The 20,145-nt window shown below is 46.6% G+C and carries 17 protein-coding genes; 8 read left to right on the top strand and 9 right to left on the bottom strand.

Annotation, left to right across the window (positions count from 1 at the left end; translation table 11 throughout):
- Nucleotides 1-38: 38 nt before the first annotated feature.
- From BUC01_RS20890 to BUC01_RS20880, 4 genes are all read left to right on the top strand, one after another.
- Nucleotides 39-338: a DUF4248 domain-containing protein gene (locus tag BUC01_RS20890; protein WP_243462734.1), complete on the top strand. Its 300-nt coding sequence runs from the start codon at nucleotides 39-41 to the stop codon at nucleotides 336-338.
- Between the two features lie 64 nt (nucleotides 339-402).
- The gene (locus tag BUC01_RS20885; RefSeq protein ID WP_025835000.1) at nucleotides 403-903 is read left to right on the top strand and encodes an HU family DNA-binding protein; all 501 of its coding nucleotides are present in this window, start codon (nucleotides 403-405) and stop codon (nucleotides 901-903) included.
- A gap of 57 nt (nucleotides 904-960) precedes the next feature.
- Nucleotides 961-1,095, top strand: a complete 135-nt coding sequence (locus BUC01_RS26250) for a smalltalk protein (protein WP_159106539.1) — start codon at nucleotides 961-963, stop codon at nucleotides 1,093-1,095.
- Entirely contained in the window at nucleotides 1,092-1,610 is a 519-nt protein-coding gene (locus tag BUC01_RS20880) for an N-acetylmuramoyl-L-alanine amidase (protein ID WP_025835002.1), read from the top strand. The genes BUC01_RS26250 and BUC01_RS20880 overlap by 4 nt, the downstream gene beginning before the upstream one ends.
- Here BUC01_RS20880 and BUC01_RS20875 read toward each other — a convergent pair.
- The 7 genes from BUC01_RS20875 to BUC01_RS20845 form a co-directional block, all read right to left on the bottom strand.
- The gene (locus tag BUC01_RS20875; RefSeq protein ID WP_034524701.1) at nucleotides 1,600-2,253 is read right to left on the bottom strand and encodes a tyrosine-protein phosphatase; all 654 of its coding nucleotides are present in this window, start codon (nucleotides 2,251-2,253) and stop codon (nucleotides 1,600-1,602) included. The two genes, BUC01_RS20880 and BUC01_RS20875, sit on opposite strands and share 11 nt — an antisense overlap.
- Nucleotides 2,254-2,300: 47 nt before the next feature.
- A complete protein-coding gene (locus tag BUC01_RS20870; RefSeq protein ID WP_081795852.1) occupies nucleotides 2,301-2,951 on the bottom strand; it encodes a DUF1016 N-terminal domain-containing protein in 651 nt (216 codons plus the stop codon).
- 168 nt (nucleotides 2,952-3,119) lie between these two features.
- Nucleotides 3,120-5,486 carry a GumC family protein gene (locus BUC01_RS20865; RefSeq protein WP_073314743.1) on the bottom strand — a complete coding sequence of 789 codons (2,367 nt, stop codon included), beginning with the start codon at nucleotides 5,484-5,486 and terminating at the stop codon, nucleotides 3,120-3,122.
- Between the two features lie 24 nt (nucleotides 5,487-5,510).
- Nucleotides 5,511-6,305 carry a polysaccharide biosynthesis/export family protein gene (locus BUC01_RS20860; protein ID WP_073314741.1) on the bottom strand — a complete coding sequence of 265 codons (795 nt, stop codon included), beginning with the start codon at nucleotides 6,303-6,305 and terminating at the stop codon, nucleotides 5,511-5,513.
- 12 nt (nucleotides 6,306-6,317) lie between these two features.
- Nucleotides 6,318-7,436 carry an MraY family glycosyltransferase gene (locus BUC01_RS20855; RefSeq protein WP_073314739.1) on the bottom strand — a complete coding sequence of 373 codons (1,119 nt, stop codon included), beginning with the start codon at nucleotides 7,434-7,436 and terminating at the stop codon, nucleotides 6,318-6,320.
- Between the two features lie 45 nt (nucleotides 7,437-7,481).
- Nucleotides 7,482-8,018 (bottom strand): UpxY family transcription antiterminator, encoded by a 537-nt coding sequence (locus tag BUC01_RS20850; RefSeq protein ID WP_073314767.1) that lies wholly within the window; start codon nucleotides 8,016-8,018, stop codon nucleotides 7,482-7,484.
- A gap of 502 nt (nucleotides 8,019-8,520) precedes the next feature.
- Nucleotides 8,521-9,747: a tyrosine-type recombinase/integrase gene (locus BUC01_RS20845; protein ID WP_025835712.1), complete on the bottom strand. Its 1,227-nt coding sequence runs from the start codon at nucleotides 9,745-9,747 to the stop codon at nucleotides 8,521-8,523.
- Between the two features lie 218 nt (nucleotides 9,748-9,965).
- Between BUC01_RS20845 and BUC01_RS20840 the strand changes: the two genes are divergently transcribed.
- Nucleotides 9,966-10,877 (top strand): Rpn family recombination-promoting nuclease/putative transposase, encoded by a 912-nt coding sequence (locus tag BUC01_RS20840; protein WP_025835710.1) that lies wholly within the window; start codon nucleotides 9,966-9,968, stop codon nucleotides 10,875-10,877.
- 106 nt (nucleotides 10,878-10,983) lie between these two features.
- Here BUC01_RS20840 and BUC01_RS20835 read toward each other — a convergent pair whose 3' ends face one another.
- Both BUC01_RS20835 and BUC01_RS20830 read right to left on the bottom strand, forming a co-directional pair.
- The gene (locus BUC01_RS20835) at nucleotides 10,984-11,796 is read right to left on the bottom strand and encodes a ThuA domain-containing protein (protein WP_073314737.1); all 813 of its coding nucleotides are present in this window, start codon (nucleotides 11,794-11,796) and stop codon (nucleotides 10,984-10,986) included.
- Nucleotides 11,797-11,834: 38 nt separating this feature from the next.
- A complete protein-coding gene (locus tag BUC01_RS20830; protein WP_073314735.1) occupies nucleotides 11,835-14,300 on the bottom strand; it encodes a glycoside hydrolase family 9 protein in 2,466 nt (821 codons plus the stop codon).
- Between the two features lie 583 nt (nucleotides 14,301-14,883).
- On the opposite strand from BUC01_RS20830, the gene BUC01_RS20825 reads away from it, so the two are divergent.
- From BUC01_RS20825 to BUC01_RS20815, 3 genes are all read left to right on the top strand, one after another.
- Nucleotides 14,884-16,995, top strand: a complete 2,112-nt coding sequence (locus BUC01_RS20825; RefSeq protein WP_073314765.1) for a prolyl oligopeptidase family serine peptidase — start codon at nucleotides 14,884-14,886, stop codon at nucleotides 16,993-16,995.
- A 220-nt stretch (nucleotides 16,996-17,215) separates the two neighbouring features.
- Nucleotides 17,216-18,553 (top strand): NADP-specific glutamate dehydrogenase, encoded by a 1,338-nt coding sequence (gdhA, locus tag BUC01_RS20820; RefSeq protein WP_025835708.1) that lies wholly within the window; start codon nucleotides 17,216-17,218, stop codon nucleotides 18,551-18,553.
- Between the two features lie 130 nt (nucleotides 18,554-18,683).
- Nucleotides 18,684-19,844, top strand: a complete 1,161-nt coding sequence (locus BUC01_RS20815; RefSeq protein ID WP_025835706.1) for a M24 family metallopeptidase — start codon at nucleotides 18,684-18,686, stop codon at nucleotides 19,842-19,844.
- Nucleotides 19,845-20,145 lie beyond the last annotated feature (301 nt).

Below are 20,145 nucleotides of genomic sequence, written 5' to 3'. Positions count from 1 at the left end.
CTGCAAAAAGACTTGATTTATTTTCAATATTTACTTTAATGACTATGCTTTTTCATCCTTTCTCCATGAAGAAGAGCGAACTGGCTCTTCTCTATTTTCCGGAATCAACGCCCGCAGTAGGTACCAACCGTCTGATGCGGTGGGTTCACAGTTGTCCTCCCTTGATGGAGGAACTGGAAGCTGCCGGTTATCATCGTTCGCAGAAGTTGCTCATGTCCCGGCAAGTGTCGCTGATAATCCGCCATTTGGGCGACCCCGTAAGGAGAAACCCACCGGAACCCATCGAAACCCATAAGCCGGTTTCCGGTGCATCATATCTTTGTCAGCAGATTATTTAAGGGTGTGCCAAAAGTCACTTGCCACACCCTACCATTTAACATTATTAATTAATTTATTGAGATTATGGGAATTAAAGTAAAAGCCCGTCAGACCAAACTGGCGGTGGGCCCCTCTAAGGGGGAGTATCGTTTCATCATGCAGGCAGAAATCTACAGCACGTTGAAGCAGGAAAAAGTCATATCTGAAGCCTCCATACGGTCGGGTATTCCGAAGGGAAGCATCAATGCCGCCTGGCAAGCTATCGGTGACGTCGTCAAGGCATGGGCCACCGAAGGCCATTCCGTTGCCGTGCCCGGACTGGGAACCATGCGCTTCGGCTTGCAGGCCGGAGCGGTGACCAAAGTGGAGGATGTGAGTACGGGACTCATCACCACCCGCAAAGTTATCTTCACCCCCAGTGTCGACATCAAGCAGGAGCTGAAAGATACCTCCGTCAACATCACCTGCTACGACAAGGACGGAAACGTCATCAAGCAAGTGACTTCCTCCGATCCGGGTGACGTGGACGATGGAGGCGGCACTGACAACCCCGGAGGAGGTGTCGATGAAAACCCGCTGGGATGAATCTGACGCCGGAGGCGTTGGAAATTAAAAAATTAATAATTTAAAATTAAAAAACTCATGTCTGACTCTGTAAAAAAGAATAAAATCACTTGGGTCTCTCTGCTCAACGCTATCATCCAGGCAGCTATTGCGGCCCTCACGGCATTGGGTGTGACCAGTTGTTCAACCGTTATCGAATGTATGTTGCCATGATACAGGAAACATTCCCTATGACCATAGGCGGGGAGGAAGTGCTCAATGAGCGTGAACTCCTTGCCGGGGTGGAAAGCGGATTGATGATGGACTCCACTGACTCGGTACGCTACATTATCCTGCACTGTTCCGCCACCCGCTGTAACTGCGACTATACCGTGGAGCAACTCATGCGTGACCATCGTGCCCGCGGATTCCGTACCATCGGTTATCACTTCTACGTCCGCCGTGACGGAACCGTCAGCCAGCACCGCCGGTTGCTCGAAGTGGGAGCCCACTGCCGTCCCTTCAACCGGTGCTCCATCGGCGTATGCTACGAAGGCGGACTGGACACGGAAGGACATCCTGCCGACACGCTCACCGGGGAACAGTTTGAACAACTGGAACAACTGTTGTCCCGGCTGTTGAAACTCTTCCCGAAGGCGCAGCTCAGAGGCCATCGCGACATGCCTGGAAGCGTGCCGAAAGCATGCCCCTCTCTCGACTGCCAATCCGTGTTCCGAGCTATACTCTGAAATTCTCCGGAGAGTGCATATCGGTTCCTGTCAGGTCGTACATCCCTGCTTTCAGCAGGGATGCGGCCTTTTTTTGTGCATGTACGCCATACACTCCCGTCAGCGACGGAAGGTTCAACTGGAAAGCGATTCCCTCATGTTTCAATGCGCGGTAATCGGGTATGTCCATATATTGATAACGTTCAGGATGTGCCAGCAAGGGGCGGTATCCTTTTGCCTGAATGTGCTTCAGGGTAGATACCAGGTTCATGGGCGGATTGAAACAGGAAGTTTCCACCAGCAGATATTGCCTGTAACCTTCGCGGAGTGGGAGCAGGTCACCGGCTTCCAGACGCTCTTCAAAGAGATTGTCCATCATGTATTCAGCGGCCAGATTCAGTTCCATCGCACCACGGTAGGCAGTTTGCAACTCCTCGAATTTCTCTTGCAGGGCAAGAGTGGTATTGGGGATATCTTCCATCACATGAGGAGTGAGCCACACCTTACGGATGCCCTGGCTTTCCATCTGATGCAGGATTACGAGTGACTCATCCATTGTCTTCATACCGTCGTCCACTCCGGGCAGGATGTGGCAATGGTAGTCGGTCATTCCTTTCAGAAGACCGCTTTCTGCAATGGTTCGGGATTTGGAAAATAACCACATGGAACTTACTGCTGTTATTGAAACAGGGGCCGGAAACTTGAAATCGATTATTTTTTAATCAATTTAGACAATTCTTCCTTGCTAGGCAATACCGTTTGATAACGACTTGCGAAAATTTGCGTTGAGTCCTCGGGTAAAGTGATTTCGACTAGTGCATCTTTCTTGTCACGGCACAAAATAATCTTTTCTAATATTTGTCCTTTTCGAGAAAGTTCCAATATCTTTTCCTTGTCACGGCTAAGTGCTAAACGTTGGTATAGGGCAGAGTCAAATTGCCGGTTAAGTTCACGCACACTCCAATGATTGGCTTCACATTCTATCTCATAAAAACGGCGTTCAGCCTCATCAGAGATCCTCATCAGACGAATATAGTGCGTCCAACTGAGAGATTGCGAAATCGGTGATTGCGTAATCTTGTATGTCAGGTAAAACTGTCTCATCAATTCAATATTACGTTTGGAATAACCTTTGCCAAAGGAAGCGGAAAGAGATTTAGAGAGTTCTGCTATCAGATAATTACCATATCCGGCTTGAACCTCTCCTTTTTGTTCTTGTTCTACAATGCGTCTTCCTATTTCAAAATACGTCTTCAGCATTGTAGTATTCACTTGACGAACTACCTGTTTTCGTGCCTCTTCCAGTAGTTGCTTTATTTCTCCAATGAATCCATTGTCACCTATATCGTCTACTTGTTTCATGCCAATTAAGTTAATGCGTACAAAAGTAACAGAAAATGACCTTATTCCATACATATAGGAATGCTTATTTTCTTAATTTTTAATCTATCTACGCATTCGGATTCCGGTTTTTTGTGCTTAACTGCGCTATTATAGTTAATTTATGTTTCTCCATTGCACTATTTAGTCTTATTTCCCCTTGCCGCCATAATAGGAACCATAGCCATAGTGGTAACCATAACGATAGCCGTAACGTCCTCCGGCACTTTCCGTTCCGTTCAGTATCATGGCGAGGTTCTTGAAGCGTTTCCCGGTGTACATCGTTTCCAGTTCGGGAAGTATGGAGCGGTCCAGCAGGCCGGAACGAATCACGAAGATGGTGCGGTCCGCCAACTTCTCGATGATTTGCGCGTCGGCCACGATGTCGACGGGCGGGCAGTCGATGAAGATGTAATCGTATTCCGGTCGCAAAGCCGTTATCAATGCCGCCAGTTTGCCGTCTTCCAGCAGTTCGGTAGGATTGGGAGGTACTGTTCCGATGGGGATGATATGCAGGTTCGCGTATTCCTTGTAGGGGACGATGATTTCTCTCCAATTTTCAATCCGGTTGCCCAGATAGTCGCTTAATCCTATCTTCGGAGAGTCGATGTCGGAGGAGATGGAGCTGTGCCGGAGGTCGCCGTCGATTATCAGAATCCGTTTCTTCTTGATGGCGAAACTCATGGCGATATTCATGGTCAGGAAACTCTTTCCACTGCCGGGATTGAACGAAGTCAGTACGAAGACGTTCTGGCTGTTGTCCTTGCCTGCCATAAAGTCCATGTTGGAGCGCAGCACGCGGAATGCCTCGTTGATGATGTTGCGGTTGCCGTCATTCACCACGATGGTATCCGTCTTCTGCCGCTTCTTCAATTCCCATTTCTTTCCCGTACCGGAACATTGGGGAATCTCGCCAATGAAGGGCATACTCAGATTTTCCAGGTCCTTGCGGCCGCGCACTTTGGTATTCATGTTCTCCTTCATGAAGATAATCACTGCCGGAACCAGCAGGCCGATGGCGAATGCCACCAGCAGGATATTCATCTTGCGGGGAGCGGTGGGAAACATACTGCCGCGCGGGGCGGTGATCAGGCGGGTATTGTAGGCGGTGAATGCTTGCGAGAGCTCGTTTTCCTCACGTTTCTGGAGCAGGTAGAGATAAAGCTCTTCTTTCACCTTTTGCTGGCGTTCCACCGACAGCAGGTATTTCGCCTGGTTCGGGTTGGATGCCAACCGGTTGGTGGTGGCTTCCTCTTGGCGGAGGATGCTACGGATTTGGGTGTTCAGGGAGACGATCAGATTGTCCACCGACTGGATGATGGTGCGTTGCATACTTTGCAGGGAACTCGCCATATTCTTTACCAATGGGTTCTTCTCGCTACTGTTGGCTATCAGCCGGTTGCGGTCGAGCACCAGATTGTTGTATTCACTGATGAGGGTTTCTATATTGGCATTGACGATGCCGGAATTGGCCGGTAAGGGTTGGTTCAGTTGTTTGGAGTTCAGCTCTCTGCGGATGTATTGGGCGGTGGAGAGTTGGTTGTTCAGTGCCGACAGTTCCTTTTTGTTTTCAGCGGACTGTGCCATGTAGAGGCTGGAGGCTGCCTGCACATCGGGCAGCAGATGTTCGCTCTTGTAGTTGGAGATGTTTTCGTCCACGTGTCCCAGCTCGTTCTCTATCACGTCCAGACGGTCGCTGATGAACTGCGAGGTGCTGATGGCAATCTGGTTCTTGTCCTGAATCCAGTTCTCATTATAAACCTCGATCAAGGTGTTCAGTATGTCTTCCGCTTTCCGGGTGGAGGCATCGTTGATGCTGAGGTTGATGATGGTGGCGTCTTCATTGCCCAATTCGGCAACCAGCTCTTTGGCATAGGCATCGGAAACGCTGCGCACGTTTCTTCTGACGTACCGGATAGGTACTCCCATAAAGGCATCGGAAGGTGCTTGCGTAGGAGATATGATCATCGTTCCGGCGGGTGTGTGTATGGAGTCGCCCGTTTGTGCGGAGAAGGTTTCTCTTGTGTCCACTCCCGACACTTCAAACTCGGAAATGGCGAACGTATCTTTTGAGGAGAACTCGATGGTGAAACTCAACGGAGCTTCCATTTTGTCGAGGAACGTGACGGCCACAGGAGCCGATTTGTATAAATCGACATTCTTCAGTCCCCTGCGTACGGTGAAACTTTCGTTCAATCCCAACCGGCTGACTACTTCGGTCATCAGTGTGGGAGACTTCAATGTCAGCAGCTCATTGTTGATGTTGGTATTGGACTTGAAGATGCCCAAATCGGAAAAGTCGCTCATCGCGTTTGTCGAGGAGTTGCTTTTCGAGTTGTCTTTGACAAGGATGGCGGCGGTACGGGTGTAAATGGGCGGAGTGCTCAGCAGGTACAATGCCGCTATGGTCAGAGTGACGAACAGGGAACCGGCGAACCAATACCACTTGGGGACAAACATTCCCCATAAATCCTGTATCCGTATAAAATCGTCGGCAGGCTTTTTCTTTTCAACCATAATAGTGAGTAGTTAGAAAAAAAATTATTTAAACAACAGTACCCCCAGGGAGGTAAGAAATGACCCTATGCTGATCCATAATCCTACACTTTTCACGCTGTTTTCATTCAGGGTGGATTGTCCGGCACGCACCTTGTTGGGTTGCACATACACCACGTCGTTCTGCTTCAGGTAGTAAACGGGAGATTTGAATAGATCGCAGGAACGGAGATCCACCCAGTGCGTCACCCGTTCTCCTTTTTCCTCGCGGATTACGAAGATGGCATCCCGCTTGCCGTAAATGGTCAGGTCGCCGGCCATGCTGATAGCTTCCAGCAGGGTTATATAATCTTTGGAAATGCCGTATTTTCCGGGAGTCTTCACTTCACCCAGTACGGAGAAGCTGAGGTTCATAAACTCCACGGTAACTACCGGGTCGTTCACCAGATTTTCTTCCTTCAACCTTTGCTTCACTAATGCGGCAATCTGGCTTCGCGTCATGCCCGCCACGGTGAGGCTTCCCAATACAGGGAAGTCGATAGCGCCTTTGTCATCCAGTGTGTAACCGGAAACTTCTCCATTGTTATTTCCACTGTTTTGCTCTGGTGATCCTATCTTGTATTGCACGCGGGTCAGATTGAACAAAGCCGCCAGTTCGGGATCCTTGCTCGACACCATGATGGATATCTGGTCTTTGGGTTGCACAGTGATGTCTTGGGGCGGGGCAATCGCTTTGGGGATGTTGACCTCCACATCCTGAAAGTAGATAATCTCTTTTGACGTGTTGCATGAAGAGAGCAACGCTAACGGAAAGAGCAGATATAAAAGGTGATTTTTCATGTTAAAACAGAATTATATTATACGCTTATATTGTTTGCTTGTCCTTTTGGAAATTTTCGCTGTAATGTAGAAGTGCATTGCCGTCCACACCGCCACGTCCAGCAGAAACAGCACAGTAACGGACATATGGGAAGCCAAGACGGCATTGACCGCAATAAAAGCCCAGGCTATGCTAAGGATGAAACTCAAGGCCCGGCGTTGCGACATTCCCAGTGCGATGAATTTATGGTGTATATGGTTCTTGTCGGGGAGAAACGGCGGCTTATGGTTGCGCAGGCGGTGAAGCACCACGCGAACCACGTCCAGCATCGGCACCAGCAGGAAAGAGAAAGCCGTCACGATGGCACCGGGGAAGGTGATTTCCTTGACGGGGTCGAACATACTGAGATGAATGGCCATTACAGCCAGCAGCAGGCCGATGGTCAACGAACCGGTATCTCCCATAAACACTTTCCGTCCGCGGTGGGGCTGCCCGAACATATTATAGTAGAAGAACGGTATCAGCGCACCTAAAGCTGCAAAGGAGATGAAAGCATACAGCCACCAGTGCAGACCGACGAACATACAACCGAAGGCGAAGAAAGCTATCATGCTCAACCCGGAAGCCAGGCCGTCGATGCCGTCTATCAGATTGATTGCATTCATGATATAGACAATGATGAAGACTGTGAACGGTATACCTATGTAGCGGGGTAATTCGTAGATGCCGAATAGCCCGTAGAGGTTATCGAAACAGAAACCGGAGGCAACCAATAGTAAGCCGCAAAGTGTCTGGATGATGAACTTGGCGCGGTAGCGCATACCTATCAAGTCGTCTCTCATCCCCATCAGGTAAAGTATGAAGAGGCAACTAAATAGGGTGAGCAGGCAGGTGGACTGTTTCCAACTGAGCAGGTTGCTGTCCGTGCATAGATTATGGCAGGCGATGACGAGCGAAATAGGTACTATGATGCACGGGAAAAAGGCGATTCCCCCCAGACGGGGAATGGGCGTCGTATGCAACTTACGTTCACTCAACGGGTCGAAAAGCCGTCGTTTGAAGGCTACAAGTGATATCTTGGGAATAATCATTGCGCTGAGCAGGCAGCTGACAGCGAATACTACCACAGTTTCAAAAAGACAGATTGTCATGTCTGAAGAATTTAATTGGGTGAGAACTTGTTTAATTGTAATGAATTATATTTTCCTGAGAAAGCATTGGGGGATATAGGCAGTTGCCACTGCACATACACCTTGTATCGCTACTATCAGGCGGCGGTTTCCTTTGATGCGGTGTATACAGCCTTCCGCTCCCTTGAAGGGACCGTCCGTGACAAGAACCCGTTCGCCGGTGCTGTACTCCGTGGGGACGTCGCCCAAATAATCCAGTCCTTTTTCTCCGGAGGAAGTAACAAGCATGAAAATTTTCATCTCCCGTTCGGGGATGGCTATCGGCTGTTTCTGCCAATTGACCAGGCGGGTATATAGGATGACACGGTCTGTCAGCTTCTGTTGTAACGCCAATGCCTGTTTCTCTGTGGAATAGAAGAACAGAAGGGAGGAAATGATTGGTTTGCGCACATTCTTTTTCACTCCACCACGTTCCACAAGAATTTTCTCACAGGGAATATAGGTTTCGATTTTGTCTTTAGTCAGCGCGTCTTCTATCTCAAATACTTTATTGTAGAAGACTTTGAATGCGTACCAGTGCATGATTGAAGGTACTTCTTCCATAATTTGTCGTATCTCACCTAAAAGATATTCCTTCCATTCCTGCGTATCTGAGTTTTTTTTGGCTTTCAAAAACAACTCTAATACGCAGCAAGCAAGGTTAATCCAATTATTCGTTTTGTCTGTCGATTTTTGGAACTCGGAACTTCTCCTGACCCAGGAGAAGGCATCCGTAACCCTGTAATTGTACCGTTTCTAAGTAAGAAACGTCACGACATACTAAAACATTGAATTACTGTAGGATAAAAAATATTTTTTATCCTATTTTTTTAGGTTTTGTAGATTTGATACTATGTTTGGATTATTTTTATAGGTATATTTATTAAGTTCTATTTTATATTTATTTTAACTATCTATTTATTTATTTTTTATACGTAAGTGTTTATTGCGCTAAAAATCAATATTTTATACTCGTTTTGAAGTGAAAATATAAACAAATATTTATTGTGTTATATTGCTTTATTATTTTATTTGTTATATCTTTGCGCAGTAATTTTAAGGTTTCTTACTTAGAAACGTCACGACATAAAGCCTCCAAAATATCTTCATTTGCCTTGTCTATCAGCGAGTTTTCTATAGAATCCAAGTATATGCCCGTGGTCTTTTCGGACGTGTGTCCCATTCCTGCACTAATGATAGGCAAAGGGACATTGTGGTTGCGTGCAACCGTTGCCCAGCTATGCCTTGCTGTATAAGAAGAAAGATGCAGATTTTCTCCTACCAGATTTCCCAGTTTCTTCAACTTCCGGTTATGGTAGCCCAGTGCAGTCTGATATTGTCGGAAAGCCTCTTCCGAATCATAGGAAGTAATGATAGGAAAGAGGTAGGGGCTATTACGGACAGACGGTTCGTAGCGTTTGATGATCTCAGCTATGCAAGGTTCTATGCGGATGTTGAGGCGTTGTCCTGTCTTATGGCGGACGTAGCTTAACATTCTTCCGCTAATATCCTCTTTCTTTAGATAGGCAATATCCACAAAAGACATTCCACGAGTGCAATAGCTGAAGATAAACAAGTCGCGTGAAAAGGCAAGCGGAGTAGAATGTACCAAGTCCAGGTTTTGTAAACGTACCATGATATCCTCATGCACAGCACGTTTGCGGGTACGTTCCACGCCGGTATAAACATTCTGAAAAGGAAATGTCTGTTCCAACTGATTCCGGCTTACCATCTTGTTATAGGCAGAACGCAAAGTCCGCATATAAAAGGAACTGCTGTTTTTACTCACTTTCCGTGCCCGGAGCCATTGTTCATACTCCATGATGAGCTTTTCGTCTACCTGGTTGAGTGGCAGGTCCAAGCCTTTCAGGAAGTTTGAAAAACTGTTTAACGCTCGCTGCAGATTACGGGCATTTCCCCATTGGCCATCATTCTTAAGTTCATTTATCAGGCCCGTCAAGCAGGACAGCAAGTTGCCGCCGCCCTCGTTCAAAGTACGAAAACGGGTAATGACATCCGCCAAAGTGTAGTCTTTCCCTGTTCCGTCCCATTCGCATAGGATGCCGCGGATGCACTGCAAATCTTTCTCTATTTGCCGTTGGTAACGGGCGGAAAGCCCACTGTTGTCCGCTTCACTAATAAGTGTTTCCTTTTCTGCGTCCCACCACTGGGGAAGCACATACATTTGGGTGGTTATCTGCTTATTGCTCTGCTTGTGACACAGCTGATAGTAGATCGTTCCGGCTTTGCCTTCCACCGATGATTTTCTGAATTTTACTTTTACAGTCGCCATAGTTTAATTATCAATTTATATAAATATATACTATGTACGACAAAAAAAAAGGGAATCTGTTCTATCTTTTTTATATCATTGATATTTTGAGGCTTTCAAAGGTTAAATTATTAATGCTTATTTTGATATAATAGTTCTTTCTCAAATGATTATCACTATCTTTGCGTCATTCACGCATTACAAAGATGCGATTTTAGAATATTATACTTGAGAATTATATGAGATACTTGGACCCTAAAGCTGACCTGACGTTTAAACGCGTCTTTGGCGAACATCCCGATTTGGTGATGAGCCTGCTGAATGCTCTGTTGCCACTCGATCCCGGTCAGGAAGTGGCTGAAATAGAATACCTGCCGGTAGAACTGGTCCCGGACAATCCGTTGCGCAAAAACAGCATTGTCGATGTGCGTTGCCGCGACAATCGTGGACGTGTCTTTCTGGTTGAGATGCAGATGATCTGGTCACCTGAATTTAAACAGCGGGTGTTGTTTAACGCATCGAAGGCCTATGTGCGCCAGTTAAACTCCGGTGAGCAGTATGAATTGCTACAGCCCGTGTATTCACTGAATCTGGTGAACGACATCTTCGAACCGGACTTGAATGGCGAATACTATCATTACTACCGCTTGGTACATATGGAGCATACGGACAAAGTTATAGAGGGGCTGCATCTGGTATTTGTGGAACTTCCCAAATTCACCCCTCACAACTACAGCGAAAAGAAAATGCAGGTGCTGTGGCTGCGATACCTGACCGAAATTAACGAACATACCCGGGAAGTCCCCGAGGAACTGCTTGCCAATCCGGAATTAAAGAAAGCCGTGAATGCTCTTGAAGAATCAGCTTTTACGGATGCACAATTGGCGGGGTATGAGAAGTTCTGGGATATTATAAGCGTAGAAAAAACACTTTATAACAGTGCTGAACGGAGAGGATTGGCTAAGGGTATTGCTGAAGGCATGGAGAAAGGTATTGCTGAAGGTATGGAGAAAGGCATGGAGAAAGGATTGGAAGAAGGAAGATTGGAAGCTTGTTTGTCCAATGCCCGCAGAATGAAAGAGAAAGGATTGGATTGCGAGACAATTGCCGATATTACCGGTTTAACTCTTGAAGACATTATTAATTTGTAAGGGAAATCTTCTGGTATTGTTATTGGTAGCCTTGCAAACTACGGAGTGGTACTACTGTTGGTTTGCAAGGCTCTTTTTTTTGTGAATCGAGTTATTCAGATGCCATTTATTTCTTGAACGGATCTCCTTTCTTATCTGTACTGACCACCCAGCGGAAGGCATTTACAAACAAGAGGTTTTGTGTGGCATCGATAAATTCTTCATCGCCATGTCCCATATTCAAGTATATCATTCTGTACTTGGTATTGGTCCATACAATAGGGAAATCGCCAAAATTGACCACGTCTTTGATTCCTAACGGATAGTTCTTGGGAGAGAGTGAAAGCAAGACTTCTACGTCTTTGTTGGCTCTTGGACTGGGATTCCATTGATACCATTCGCTTGACGGAGCCACAAAGGAGGCTGGTAAATTCTTGGTGACGGGGTGATTCTCATTGTCAACTTCAACCAGAACGGGCTGAGGGGGCCAGTTATTGCAATAGAAAACCCCGCCACCCAGAAAGTCTACAAACCAAAGCCAATTTGTGTTTTTGTCATTATAGGCGGCAACGTGGAAACCTACCCAGCCACCTCCGTTTTCCATGTATTTCTCAAAAGCATCGCGTTCGGCTTTTGTATTGGGATAGCCGTCGAGCATTACCACTACGTTATAGTCTTTCAGCTTTTCGTAGGGGTATTGGGAGAGGTCCATGGTGATGTCCAGCACAAAACCTTTGCCGTAGTTCAGTTTCTTGAAGAACTCCACTGCCTGCAAGGAGAATTGATAGTGTGCTTCTTCCGCATGTTGAGTATAATAAACCAGCGCTTTGAAACGGGGGGCATTGGCATAATTGGCCGGATATCCCTGGGGCGTTTGCGCATTTACCAGAAATGTGCAGACTGCAAACAATAGAGTTAAGTAGAATTTGATTGTTCTCATAGTGTTTATATATTTATGTGATTAATAGTTTCTTTTTTTTAGTATTCGGCGATAAGCGATAGCCATTTCCCTGCCGAGGTCACCCATACTTCTTTATAACAGGCATTATTGGTCTGCGGCCAATAGGGGATGTCATCATTGCCCAGCGTGCGGATTCCGACAGGCATCTCGCCGGTCATCTCGCCGGAGGAGAAAGTGTTCATCTGCGGATAGTTGTATCCCTCTCCGTATATCAGGGATTGTCCGAAAGGATTCTTTCCGACGGTCCAGTAAAGTTGTTCCCGTCCGATGCTCAGCAACTCTTCATCTTTAAGGAAATTTCCGCAGATGGCGGCGGATTTTCCGGTGGAAAGATGGATGGCTGTATTGCCGTTGAAGATGCTGAACCATACGGGGAAACGTTTCAGATAGTGCTCTTTGTCGAGCTTGACTCCCCGTGTAACCTGCTTCGTGTACAGTTCCTGTGCATTGGCAGGCGGAAAAAGATGGAGGGAGTAGAAACCGGTGGAATCTTTGTATTCTTCCGCATGATATACCCCGCTCGGAATCATTCCGTAGGGTTGGGTATATGCCATCAGGCCTTTCAGATAGTTTCCGTATAGTTTTATGGAGTTCGACCACTTTGGATAATCAGGGTGTCCCTTCTGCGTTTCGCAAAGCAAGGCCATGGCTTGCATATAGACTTGCTCGCGCGACTGATGGATATAGTGTACAATGGATTTCCGCGATTTATCCCGATAGAAGAATCCGCAGGTCTTTCCTTTGTCTTTCAGCGGTTCGGTGCGTTGGCAATCGAGTACGTAGCGGATGGCTTCTGCGGCAGTTTCCGCATAGAAGGATTTGCCCGTCAATTTATAGAGCATACTGGCAGACCAGGATATGGTTGCCATATACTGGCTGTGGGATGTATTGTAACTATGCTCGTACATCTGCTTGAACCGGTCGAAACCGTCTTTTCTGAACTTTTCCGTAGCGAATGAGAAATCTTCTTCCGCCACTTTCCGCAGATGTTCTTGCAGCATCGGGTCCCGGTCTATGGTCATTGCGGCGTATGCCTCATAGCCTGCATACAGGAAGTTGTCGAATGCCATGTTCTGAACACGTACAGAATGAATATCGTCTGATGTATTTAGAATGCCATCCTGCCAGATAAGCAATCCCATACTGCTGGCGCGGTAACCATCTCCGTAACGGTTTTTCAAGATAAACTCGATTCCCCATTCAGCCTCTTCCAATAAGCGTGCAGCCAGTGGGACATTGGTTTCTTTGAGGCGATTGTAGGCTTCAAGTAGAGAGAAAGTCACGTCGCCGGTCTGTAAGGTCTGTTGCGATAAGTCGCCTGCATCGTGCCATCCGCCCGAATAGGAGATGCTTTTGACGCCATGCCGGGAAAACAAATCCGTATGGCAGGCAGCGTGTTTGTCGGGGACGGGATGCCCGCAACGCTGGCAAAAGAGGAAATTCAGCACTCTCCAAAGGGAGTTATCCCATAGGTTTGCCCCTATCCGGAACGGGGGCGTCATGATGTCACCCACTTTCAGCTGATAATTTCCCGGCTGGTTGAAGGCGGTAAAGTCGATAACTCCGAATGCTCCGATAGTCGTTTGTTCCTGTTTCAGCGGACCTTCGTAGGCAACCCGGCTGTTTGCGGCATTAACCAGTTGGAAATGTTTCCATTGATCGCACAATCCGGCGTTGACGACAGCCGTTTTCCGGTCGTCCGTATCATATCCTGTGGTGGAATAGGCGATTGTATGTTCTGCCGGGTTCCATCCGCTTACCTTCTCAGGGCTCTTGATTTGTTGTAGCCGGATGCCGTCAATATAATAAATGGCGGAATCGCCCGTAGTCCGGTCTTTCCCTTTCAGGGCTGTATCAAAACTGATTGCCATTACTTTATCACGCTGATATTCGTCTATCTCAAGGAAGCAGTGGTTCCATGTCTTGTTTACGAGGTTGATGAGATGCGAACCGCTGGGTGAGTTATATTCTTCTTTGGGGGTGGAAGTGTCATTGGTAAATGTCAGGTTCATATTGACTACGCGCGCTCCGTCGCAATCGGGATAGATGAAGAAGGAGATTCTGTTGTACCCTTCCCAGTTTTTTCCGTTGACGTGATAGGTGACGCGGCTGTTTCCGTAGGTGGCATAGTCGGGGTCGGAGGGAGAACCGGTAGCTCTTTTCCCTGTATATGTGGGGAAAGATAAACGGATGCTGCCTTTACCCGATACGGATTTTTCTCTGGAAAAAGACATTTTCCCTTTTCCGGAGTGACGCCATCCGTCTGTTCCATCAGACGCCGTAAGCGGTTGGCTGGACAGGACTTCTTTTTTCAGGGCTTTTTCTTCGAAAGACCGCTCGGTATTCAAAGGTAGCGGAGCATGAATCAAGCCTGTTTCATGAAGTTGCTTTTCCAATTGTGCATCTTCCGCCAGACGGGACTGACTGAACATGGAAGTATGACCAATGAATAGTAAGAATAGTATGAATGATGTTTTTCTCATGGCTTGTTAACCTTTGTTTTCGGATGCAAGGTTAGCGATTATTTGGCGAAACGAGGTTTGAATACTGCCATAAAAGCTCTAAAAACTATCAAAAATGAAGGAAAATGATAGATTTTCGACTTCTTGTGACGGTATTTAAACTCTTCGTACCTGTTTTACTATAGGCTAACTTCTTTTATAGGCATTCCTAATCTTTTTGCTGGCGAAGCCTATTACTTTTGCATACCAATATTTATTCTTTCCACCGTGGAGTTTTTTTCTTTCCACCATGATGGAAAGAAACTTTCTCCGTGGTAGAAAGAAAAAAACTCCACGATGGAAAGAATAAGCGTTTGCTGCGATTTTCTTTAGTTACCACAGGGAAAAGTGATAAAAGTGGCGGTGCGACAACTTAACTCCCTAAGGCGGGTACGGACAAGAATGGCAGGCAGGAAATAAAAAGAAATGCCCTTTGAAATATAATTGTACTGCAAATCCTTGTTTGCCATCAGTTGTTTTTGTAATTTTAACGCCTATAAAGAAATAAGATTGCATAACGACAGTGCTAAAGAGATAACAATCACACTCTTATATTATGTATAGTATGAAAAAAGTAACTTTATTCGCAACCGGTATCATCATGATGTCATGTGCACAACAACAACAGAAACTTGCGTATCCTGAAACCGCGAAGGTGGATACGGTAGACGTTTATTTCGGAACAGAAGTGCCCGACCCGTATCGTTGGCTGGAAAATGATACTTCTGCCGCAACCGCCGCATGGGTGGAAGCGCAAAACAAAGTAACGAACGACTACTTGTCTAAAATTCCTTTCCGTGATGCCCTGCTGAAACGGCTGACGGATTTAGCCAATTACGAAAAGATTGGTACGCCATTCAAGAAACATGGCAAGTATTATTTCTACAAGAATGATGGTTTGCAGAATCAGAGTGTGCTTTATGTGCAGGATAATCTGGATGGCGAACCGCGTGTGTTCCTCGACCCCAACAAGCTGTCGGATGACGGTACAGTAGCACTGACCGGTATTTCTTTCTCAAACGATGGTAAATATACAGCTTACACTATCTCGCGTAGCGGTTCGGACTGGACGGAAATATATGTGCTGGACACGGAAAGTGGCAAACTGTTGGATGAACATATAGAATGGGCAAAGGTGACCGGAACATCCTGGCAAGGCGACGGATTCTATTACAGTGCTTACGACAGGCCGAAGAAAGGCATTGAACTCTCCAATGTGAATGAAAACCACAAGGTTTACTATCATAAGATGGGTACCCCGCAATCGGAGGACAAATTGATTTATCAGAATCCGAATTATCCAAAGCGTTTCTATACCACCAGCGTCAACGAGGACGAAACAGTCCTGTTTTTGTATGAGAGTGGCGACGGACGCGGAAACGCCATCTACATGAAAGACCTGCGCAAACCGAATGCCCCGTTTGTGGCAATGGCTACGGATATGGACTATAACTATTATCCGCTTGAGATCATTGGTGACAAGATGTATATGTTCACCAATTACGGTGCTCCCAAATACCGTCTGATGGTGGCAGACATCAACAAGCCTGCCTTGAAAGACTGGACGGAACTGATCCCTGAAACAGAAAACGTGCTTTCCAGTGCCGAAGTAATAGGTGGAAAACTCTTCCTGACATACGATAAGGACGTTGCCAACCATGCTTATGTATACGACCTGAATGGTAAGGAAATACAGGAAATACAGTTGCCGTCACTCGGTACCGTAGGTTTCAGCGGGAATAAGGACGATAAGGAATGTTTCTTCGGCTTCACGTCGTTCACTACCCCCGGTGCTACTTATAAGTATGATATGGACAAGAATACCTACGAGCTTTTCCGTGCTCCCAAGGTAGCGTTCAATCCGGATGAATATGTGACTGAGCAGGTGTTCTATCCCAGCAAGGACGGTACGAAGATACCTATGTTCCTTACTTATAAGAAGGACTTGAAGAAAGACGGTAAGAATCCGGTGTATCTGTACGCTTACGGTGGCTTCAACATCAGCCTCTATCCTGGCTTCTCCACTACACGTATTCCGTTCTTGGAGAATGGCGGTATCTACGCACAGGCCAACTTGCGTGGCGGTGGCGAGTATGGTGAAGACTGGCACGTAGCAGGAACGAAGATGCAGAAGCAGAATGTTTTTGATGACTTCATTTCGGCTGCCGAATACCTTATTAATAATAAGTATACCGATAAAGATAAGATTGCCATCGTGGGTGGTTCCAATGGCGGTTTGTTGGTAGGCGCCTGTATGACGCAGCGTCCCGACCTGTTCCGCGTGGCTATTCCGGAGGTGGGCGTGATGGATATGCTCCGTTATCATAAGTTCACCATCGGCTGGAACTGGGCAAGCGATTATGGTACCAGTGAGGACAGCAAGGAAATGTTTGAGTATCTGAAAGGCTATTCTCCGTTGCACAACATGAAACCGGGTACCAAGTATCCCGCTACTATGGTTACTACGGCCGATCATGACGACCGTGTAGTTCCCGCCCACTCATTCAAATTTGCCGCTACCCTGCAAGAATGCAATGACGGAACGAATCCTACCATTATCCGCATCGACAGCAAAGCCGGACACGGTGCAGGCAAGCCTATGACCAAAGTTCTGGAAGAACAGGCGGACATCTATGGCTTTGTCATGTATAACCTGGGAATGAATCCTAAGTTCTAAAGATGAAAAGTGTAAGGGGGGTGTGTTAAAAGTGCCGCATAACTTTTGATGCACCCCTCCTTTTCTTTGGGAAATATCATTTTATTATTATTTAATCAAAATATCACTGAAAAATATAGGTAAATTCAAAAGTTTCCCTATATTTGCAGTGTTATTCGTTGACATTTTGTTCGAATAACCTTAAAATCACGAAAGGACAAACCTTTTAAAACGTAATATTATGAATATCGAACGAATTATGTCCTCTTTAGAGGCAAAGCATCCCGGCGAGTCTGAATATCTTCAAGCCGTAAAGGAAGTACTTCTTTCCATCGAAGATATCTATAACCAGCATCCAGAGTTCGAGAAAGCTAAAATTATAGAACGCTTGGTTGAACCGGACCGAATCTTCACGTTCCGTGTTACGTGGGTAGACGATAAAGGTGAAGTGCAAACCAACCTCGGTTACCGTGTACAATTCAACAATGCCATTGGCCCGTACAAAGGTGGTATTCGTTTCCATGCGTCCGTAAACCTCTCTATTCTGAAATTCTTAGGTTTTGAACAGACTTTCAAGAATGCACTGACTACTCTGCCTATGGGTGGCGGTAAAGGTGGTTCCGATTTCTCTCCGCGCGGTAAGAGCGATGCTGAAATCATGCGCTTCTGCCAGGCTTTCATGCTTGAATTGTGGCGTCACCTCGGTCCGGATATGGACGTACCTGCCGGTGATATCGGTGTAGGTGGCCGTGAAGTGGGCTATATGTTCGGTATGTATAAGAAGCTGACACGTGAATTTACCGGTACATTTACCGGAAAAGGTATGGAATTCGGCGGTTCGCTGATTCGTCCGGAAGCTACCGGTTTCGGTGGATTGTATTTCGTGAATCAGATGTTGCAAGCTAAAGGCATTGATATCAAAGGTAAGACTGTCGCTATTTCCGGTTTCGGAAATGTGGCTTGGGGTGCCGCTACCAAAGCGACCGAACTGGGTGCAAAGGTGGTTACTATCTCCGGTCCCGACGGATACATCTATGACCCGAATGGTATCAGTGGCGAAAAGATAGACTATATGCTTGAACTTCGTGCATCGGGCAATGACATTGTGGCTCCGTATGCAGACGAATTCCCCGGCTCTACATTTGTTGCCGGCAAGCGTCCTTGGGAAGTGAAAGCTGATATTGCATTGCCTTGTGCCACGCAGAATGAACTGAACGGCGACGATGCCCGCCAGTTGATTGAAAATAAAGTGATGTGTGTAGGTGAAATATCCAATATGGGCTGTACGCCGGAAGCTATCGACTTGTTCATCGAACATAAGATTATGTATGCTCCGGGTAAGGCTGTCAATGCCGGTGGCGTTGCCACTTCAGGCCTGGAAATGTCGCAGAACGCAATGCACCTCAGTTGGAGTGCTGCCGAAGTGGACGAAAAACTGCACGCTATTATGCACGGCATTCATGCACAATGCGTAAAATATGGGACAGAACCTGACGGTTACATCAACTACGTGAAGGGAGCCAACATTGCAGGCTTCATGAAGGTGGCTCACGCCATGATGGGTCAGGGAATTATTTAAAGGAAACTTTGTTTAGTTGTATTTGTATTTGTGGTTTGTGCTGCCCCTGCCTGTGAAGGTGTAGGGCAGTACTTTTTTTATCCCCTTTTTTTAGTACCTTTGTGCCTTGAAAATCATAAATAACAAAGAGATGTTACAACCGGAATTGAAGTTGAGACGCGATAAGATACGTGCTCTCATGGCTCAACAAGAAATTGACGCCGCTCTTATTACCTGCAATGTAAACTTAATCTATACGTATGGACGTGTTGTCAGCGGTTATTTGTATCTGCCGTTGAATGCTCCGGCCCGCTTGTTCATTAAGCGCCCTAATAACATTGAGGGTGAGCATATTCACCCTATCCGTAAACCTGAACAGTTGCCCGATTTGCTGAAAGAATGCGGCTTGCCGTTGCCCGCAAAGCTGATGCTGGAAGGTGATGAACTGGCTTATACGGAATATACCCGTCTGGCGGCTTGCTTCCCGGAAGCTACTGTGGTGAATGGAACACCCCTTATCCGCAAGGCACGCAGTGTGAAGACGAGCATTGAACTTGAAATGTTCCGTCGCTCAGGTATTGCCCATACAAAGGCGTATGAACAGATTCCTACCGTGTATAAGCCGGGGATGACTGACCGTCAGTTGTCTATTGAGATAGAACGTCTGATGCGTCTGGAGGGATGTCTCGGCATTTTCCGCACATTCGGTCAGAGTATGGAGATATTCATGGGCAGTTTGTTGGCGGGAGATAATGCTACGGCACCTGCACCTTATGACTTTGCTTTGGGTGGCGAAGGACTTGATCCGTCATTGCCTATCGGTGCAAACGGTGCCCTGTTGCAGCCCGGACAGAGTCTTATGGTTGATATGGGTGGAAACTTCAACGGTTATATGGGAGATATGAGCCGTGTGTTCTCCATCGGAAAATTATCGGAAAAGGCATATGCGGCACACCAGACTTGTCTGGAAATACAGGAGGCTGTGGTTGAGAAAGCAAAGCCGGGTGCCGTGTGCGAAGACCTTTATAACACGGCTATTGACTTGGTGACCAAGGCCGGTTTTGCCGATTACTTTATGGGAGCAGGGCAGAAGGCGAAGTTCATCGGTCATGGCATCGGCTTGGAAATCAATGAAGCCCCTGTACTGGCTCCGCGCATGAAACAGGAATTAGAACCGGGCATGGTGTTTGCTCTCGAACCGAAGATTGTATTGCCGGGTGTCGGCCCGTTGGGTATAGAAAACTCTTGGGCAGTGACGGCAGAGGGGGTAGAGAAACTGACGCTGTGCAAGGAGGAAATCATTGAAATGTAGGGTGATTATTAAATATTAAATATTAATTGCGGGAGGCCGCGTCCACTCTAACGCTGCACAGCAATTAATAATGTGAATCAGGAGTTAAAACAGATTCATAACAGCGTAGAAATGAGGCAAATGATAAACAGTACTATCTCCATTCTCCTCCTCCCGGGAGGAGGAGTACCCGTAGGGGGAGGTGGTAGGTAAAACAATAAAATACCTAGGGATATTCAGTAAATGTCCCTCTTTCTAATAAATTAAGAGAACAGTTTTACTTTACGTGAGCTTTTCTCTTAATTTTTTTCTGTAAAGTCTC

The sequence above is a fragment of the Bacteroides stercorirosoris genome, assembly GCF_900142015.1.
GTDB classification, from domain to species: Bacteria; Bacteroidota; Bacteroidia; order Bacteroidales; family Bacteroidaceae; genus Bacteroides; species Bacteroides stercorirosoris.
The sequence above is the reverse complement of the archived record's forward strand: the minus strand, read 5'-3'. Positions and strand labels throughout refer to the sequence as shown.

Bases quoted from the DNA above. Each gene is read 5' to 3' on its own strand.
- BUC01_RS20890 (WP_243462734.1), top strand. From the start codon at position 39: ATGACTATGCTTTTTCATCCTTTCTCCATGAAGAAGAGCGAACTGGCT.
- BUC01_RS20885 (WP_025835000.1), top strand. From the start codon at position 403: ATGGGAATTAAAGTAAAAGCCCGTCAGACCAAACTGGCGGTGGGCCCC.
- BUC01_RS26250 (WP_159106539.1), top strand. From the start codon at position 961: ATGTCTGACTCTGTAAAAAAGAATAAAATCACTTGGGTCTCTCTGCTC.
- BUC01_RS20880 (WP_025835002.1), top strand. From the start codon at position 1,092: ATGATACAGGAAACATTCCCTATGACCATAGGCGGGGAGGAAGTGCTC.
- BUC01_RS20875 (WP_034524701.1), bottom strand. From the start codon at position 2,253: ATGTGGTTATTTTCCAAATCCCGAACCATTGCAGAAAGCGGTCTTCTG.
- BUC01_RS20870 (WP_081795852.1), bottom strand. From the start codon at position 2,951: ATGAAACAAGTAGACGATATAGGTGACAATGGATTCATTGGAGAAATA.
- BUC01_RS20865 (WP_073314743.1), bottom strand. From the start codon at position 5,486: ATGGTTGAAAAGAAAAAGCCTGCCGACGATTTTATACGGATACAGGAT.
- BUC01_RS20860 (WP_073314741.1), bottom strand. From the start codon at position 6,305: ATGAAAAATCACCTTTTATATCTGCTCTTTCCGTTAGCGTTGCTCTCT.
- BUC01_RS20855 (WP_073314739.1), bottom strand. From the start codon at position 7,436: ATGACAATCTGTCTTTTTGAAACTGTGGTAGTATTCGCTGTCAGCTGC.
- BUC01_RS20850 (WP_073314767.1), bottom strand. From the start codon at position 8,018: ATGGAAGAAGTACCTTCAATCATGCACTGGTACGCATTCAAAGTCTTC.
- BUC01_RS20845 (WP_025835712.1), bottom strand. From the start codon at position 9,747: ATGGCGACTGTAAAAGTAAAATTCAGAAAATCATCGGTGGAAGGCAAA.
- BUC01_RS20840 (WP_025835710.1), top strand. From the start codon at position 9,966: ATGAGATACTTGGACCCTAAAGCTGACCTGACGTTTAAACGCGTCTTT.
- BUC01_RS20835 (WP_073314737.1), bottom strand. From the start codon at position 11,796: ATGAGAACAATCAAATTCTACTTAACTCTATTGTTTGCAGTCTGCACA.
- BUC01_RS20830 (WP_073314735.1), bottom strand. From the start codon at position 14,300: ATGAGAAAAACATCATTCATACTATTCTTACTATTCATTGGTCATACT.
- BUC01_RS20825 (WP_073314765.1), top strand. From the start codon at position 14,884: ATGAAAAAAGTAACTTTATTCGCAACCGGTATCATCATGATGTCATGT.
- gdhA (WP_025835708.1), top strand. From the start codon at position 17,216: ATGAATATCGAACGAATTATGTCCTCTTTAGAGGCAAAGCATCCCGGC.
- BUC01_RS20815 (WP_025835706.1), top strand. From the start codon at position 18,684: ATGTTACAACCGGAATTGAAGTTGAGACGCGATAAGATACGTGCTCTC.